This window comes from Oerskovia sp. NPDC056781, assembly GCF_042789955.1.
GTDB lineage: Bacteria > Actinomycetota > Actinomycetes > Actinomycetales > Cellulomonadaceae > Oerskovia > Oerskovia rustica.
Map to the genome: position 1 here is coordinate 1 of NZ_JBHUAD010000326.1, position 3,358 is coordinate 3,358.

Here is a 3,358-nt window from a genome sequence, read left to right on the forward strand (position 1 = left end):
GGGGGGCCCCTCCCCCGCCCCCCCGCGGGCCCGCGGGCCCCCGACGGCGGGCCTTCGTCGTCCACGCCCCGGGCTCGCCGGGGCGACGACACTAGACTCGACCCTTGGCCGTGGTGGATGTCGGTCCACCGCCCGCAACCGCTGAAGGAGCTGTCCCGTGGAGTATCGCGAACTGTCCGTCCCTGGAGCCTGGGAGATCACGCCGAAGCAGTTCGGTGATCCTCGCGGGGTGTTCCTCGAGTGGTTCAAGTCGGAGAAGTTCGAGGAGTCGCTCGGGCACCGCCTCGACCTCCAGCAGGCGAACATGTCGGTGTCCTCGGCGGGAGTCCTCCGTGGCATCCACTTCGCCGACACCCCTCCGGGGCAGGCGAAGTACGTCACGTGCCCCAAGGGCGCGGTGCTCGACGTCGTGGTCGACATCCGTGTCGGGTCCCCGACCTTCGGGCAGTGGGACTCCGTCCTGCTCGACGACACGGACCGACGGGCGATCTACCTCGGCGAGGGGCTCGGTCACGCCTTCCTCTCGCTCGAGGACGACTCGACCGTGGTATACCTGTGCTCGACGGGCTACTCCCCGGGTCGCGAGCACGGCATCCACCCGCTCGACCCGGAGGTGGGCATCGAGTGGCCGACGTCGGCCAGGGACGGCTCCCCGCTGACGCCGATGCTCTCGGAGAAGGACCTCGTGGCCCCCGGGCTGGGCGAGGCCGCGGCACAGGGCCTGCTGCCGACCCTGGAGCAGGTCAACGAGCACCTCGAGTCGCTGCGCTCGTCCTGATCGACCTGCGGGCCGCAGGTGGTCGGACCACCGGCGGCCCGCAGCACGCCGATCAACGCACCGAGGCCGCCTCGTAGGTCTCCGCGTGGTGGCGTGCAGCGACGGCCCACGTGAATCCTGCAGCCCGCTCCGCCCCCGCCTCGGCCAGGCGCGCGCGCCGCTCGGGGTCGTCGAGCAGAGCGGCGAGCTCCCGGCCGATCGAGGCCGCGTCCGTGCCGCAGTACGCGACCGCGTCCCCACCGACCTCGGGGAGCGACAGCTCCCTCGTCGTCAGCACCGGCGCACGACAGGCCATCGCCTCCAGGACCGGCAGGCCGAAGCCCTCACCCAGGCTCGGGTAGGCGACCACGACGGCGCCGCCCAGGAACGCCGGCAGGTCCTCGAGCGGCAGGAACCCGGTCCGGCGGACCGTGAGGTGAGCCGGGACCTCGTCGATCACGGCGTCGATCCTCTCGTCCCAGCCTCGCCCGCCTGCCAGCAGGAGCACGGGCGGGTCCGTCCGGTCCTCGCACGCCGCGACCCAGCCCTGGATCAGCGCGGGCACGTTCTTGCGCGGCTCGAGCGTGCCGAGGAAGCCGACGTAGGCGGTCGCCGACAGCCCGAGCGACTCCTTGACACGGGTCTGCTCCTCCACGCTCGTCGGACGGAAGAGATCGTGGTCGACGCCGTGGTAGGCGACGGTGAACTTCTCGGGGCGGGCACCGACGAGACGAACGACCTCGTCACGGGTCGCGCGGGACGGGACGATCAGGCGTGCCGCGCGTCGGGCCGCGATCCGGATCGCCGTCCGGAAGAAGACCGCCTTGGACCGCAGGTGCAGCTCCGGGGTGGTGAAGAAGGTCGCGTCGTGCAGCGTGACGACCACCGGGGTCCGGGTCAGCAGCGGCATCGTGTAGTGCGGGCTGTGCACGACGTCGGGCCTGATCCGTCGGACGAGGGCGGGCAGCCCCACCTGCTCCCAGAGCAGGCGCGCCGGGCGGCGGGACGTCCACGCGGGAGCTGCGACGACCCTCGCGCGGGGAGCCAGTCGTCGGTAGTGCTCGACGTCGCGACGTTGGACGACGAGCGTGAGGTCGAGCTCGGCCGTGTCGAGCTCGGGCACCAGCTCGTCGACGTAGCGCCCGACACCTCCGCGGTCGGCGGGGACGGCGGTCGCATCGAGCAGAACATGCATGAGCACCTCGTGGAGCAGGGTCGAAGGGAGGACGCCTCACCGCAGGAGCTCTCCAGGGCGGGGCCGGTGCCAGCGTACTTGGTCGCCGATACGGGCCACCGGACGCTCCGACGCTAAGATCCTCCGGTGACCAGTGACCGCAGAGCAGACGTTCTCATCGTCGTTCCAGCATGGAACGAGCAAGAGGCCCTACCCGGAGTGCTCGACGAGCTGCATGCAGCCCTCCCTCAGGCCGACTACCTCGTCGTCAACGACGGATCGACGGACCAGACGTCGGCCGTTGCACGACGGGGACGGACGATGGTGCTCGATCTGCCCGTGAACCTGGGGGTCGGCGGTGCCATGCGCGCCGGCTACAAGTTCGCGGCCCGCCGGGGCTACGACGTCGTGGTCCAGGTCGACGGCGACGGGCAGCACGACCCCGCCGACGTCGCGCGGGTGGTCGAGGCCCTGGCCACCGACAACGCCGACATCGTGATCGGCGCACGCTTCGCGGACAAGGGCAACTACGTCGCCCGAGGACCGCGCCGCTGGGCGATGAAGCTGCTCTCGGCCTCCCTGTCACGGGTGGTCGGTACACGGCTGACCGACACGACCTCCGGGTTCAAGGCCTCGAACAAGCGGGCGATCGCCCTGTTCGCGGTCGACTACCCGGCCGAGTACCTCGGCGACACCATCGAGTCGATGGTCATCGCCTCCCGCGCCGGACTGACCATCCGGCAGATCGGGGTCGAGATGCGACCGCGAGCGGGCGGGACCCCCTCCCACAACCCTGTCAAGGCAACCCTCTTCCTCGGGCGAGCGGTCCTCGCCCTGGTGATCGCGCTCTCGCGGCCGACCCGTCAGCCGATTGGACAGTCCTCATGAGCGGCTACTACTTCGCCCTCGCCAGCTGTGTCGCGCTGGTCGTCTTCCTCGTCGTCCTGCTGCGCCGCAGGAGGCTCCGCGAGAAGTACGCCATGACCTGGATCGTCGTCGCCCTCGGCGTCTGCGTCCTCGGTGCCTTCCCGCACCTGGTGGAGTCCGTCGCCTCCGTGGTCGGCGTCGAGACCCCCAGCAACCTCATCTTCGCGCTGGCCCTCATGGTCCTGCTGGGCGTGTGCATCCAGCTCAGCGTCGAGATCACGGAGCTCGAGGAGGAGACGCGGACGCTCGCCGAGGAGATCGCCCTGGTGCGCTTCGACGTCGAACGGCTCGACGCGGCCGCGACCGGGGGCACGAACAGCGCCACGGACGCCCGCGACGGGCAGCCGAGCGCGAACGGTCACGGGGCTCCCGGACCGGACGCCCGCTAGCACCTCCCGGTCCCCTACCGGTCGGGCGGCCCCCCCCGACGCGGGGAGGCACCCACGGCGAACAAAACGAAGCCCACCACGACCCCCCCGGCGCACACCAACAACACGGGG

General features: G+C 71.2%; 4 protein-coding genes. 3 read left to right on the top strand and 1 reads right to left on the bottom strand.

The genetic code is table 11. The features are described from left to right. Positions 1-157 precede the first annotated feature (157 nt). Positions 158-778, top strand: a complete 621-nt coding sequence (locus tag ACFRCR_RS17825) for a dTDP-4-dehydrorhamnose 3,5-epimerase family protein (RefSeq protein ID WP_191794167.1) — start codon at positions 158-160, stop codon at positions 776-778. Positions 779-830: 52 nt separating this feature from the next. On the opposite strand, the gene ACFRCR_RS17830 is transcribed toward ACFRCR_RS17825, so the two are convergent. Next, positions 831-1,952, bottom strand: coding sequence for a glycosyltransferase family 4 protein (locus tag ACFRCR_RS17830; RefSeq protein WP_377679437.1), 1,122 nt, complete (start codon positions 1,950-1,952; stop codon positions 831-833). 126 nt (positions 1,953-2,078) lie between these two features. Here ACFRCR_RS17830 and ACFRCR_RS17835 point away from each other — a divergent pair, with 126 nt between their 5' ends. Next, the gene (locus ACFRCR_RS17835; RefSeq protein WP_377679439.1) at positions 2,079-2,819 is read left to right on the top strand and encodes a glycosyltransferase family 2 protein; all 741 of its coding nucleotides are present in this window, start codon (positions 2,079-2,081) and stop codon (positions 2,817-2,819) included. Then, entirely contained in the window at positions 2,816-3,247 is a 432-nt protein-coding gene (locus ACFRCR_RS17840; protein ID WP_377679441.1) for a DUF2304 domain-containing protein, read from the top strand. Before ACFRCR_RS17835 ends, ACFRCR_RS17840 begins: the two co-directional genes overlap by 4 nt. The last annotated feature ends 111 nt before the right edge of the window (positions 3,248-3,358 follow it).